The sequence below is a fragment of the Extibacter muris genome (genome assembly GCF_004345005.1).
Classification (GTDB): Bacteria; Bacillota; Clostridia; order Lachnospirales; family Lachnospiraceae; genus Extibacter; species Extibacter muris.
The window spans coordinates 1-617 of the sequence record NZ_SMMX01000084.1 but is presented as its reverse complement, the minus strand read 5'-3'; the positions used below and the strand labels follow the sequence as shown (position 1 = coordinate 617).

The 617-nt window shown below is 49.6% G+C and carries 2 protein-coding genes; both read right to left on the bottom strand.

Features of this window, described 5'->3' with window-relative positions; translation table 11 throughout:
• Nucleotides 1–315: hypothetical protein (locus E1963_RS23725; protein WP_201272103.1), on the bottom strand; the 315-nt coding region annotated here is incomplete at its 3' end.
• 40 nt (nt 316–355) lie between these two features.
• The coding region (locus E1963_RS23720; RefSeq protein ID WP_201272102.1) for a hypothetical protein at nt 356–617 on the bottom strand (262 nt) is incomplete at its 5' end.

Here is a 617-nt window from a genome sequence, read left to right as displayed (position 1 = left end):
ATGCCTCCTTCTCTCCCCCCTCTTTCCCCCAGTCTCCTTTCCAGCTCCTCTTCCTCCTCTTCCTTCCCTCCCTCTCCCTCTCCCCTCTTTTCCTACGTTGCCTTCCTTCCTGGCTGGCACATATATTCTCTCCTCTCCCTCTCCTCCCTTTCCCCTCCCTTTTTCCCTTCCCCTTTCTCCCCTCCTTCTTTCCCCTTCCTTCTCCTCCCTCTCGTTTTCTTCAAAAGATGCCTCTGTGGCTCCCCTTTCTTCCTTCTCCTCCTCTTCCTTTTCCTTCCCTTTTCTTCCCTCTCTTCTCTTTTTTCTTTCTGCCATTTTTTAATCCAGTTCTCTTTTGAAAATATTGGCTTTCTCTTTAATCTGTCTCTCCTCTTTCCCTTCTTCCTTCTCTGGCATTCTTCTCTCTCCTCCTCCCCTTCTCCTTCTCTTTCCTCTTCCCTTTCCCTTTTTCTTTCTTCTTTTTCTCTTTCTCTTCTCCTGAACTTATCCTCTCCTTCTCTTTCCCCTTCTCTTCCTCCTTCCTCTCTTCTTCTTCCTCCCCTCCTTTCTTCTCTCTCTTCCCTTCCCTCTCCTCCCCTCCTCTCTTTCTCCTTCCGCCCTTTTCCCCTCCCCCTCCT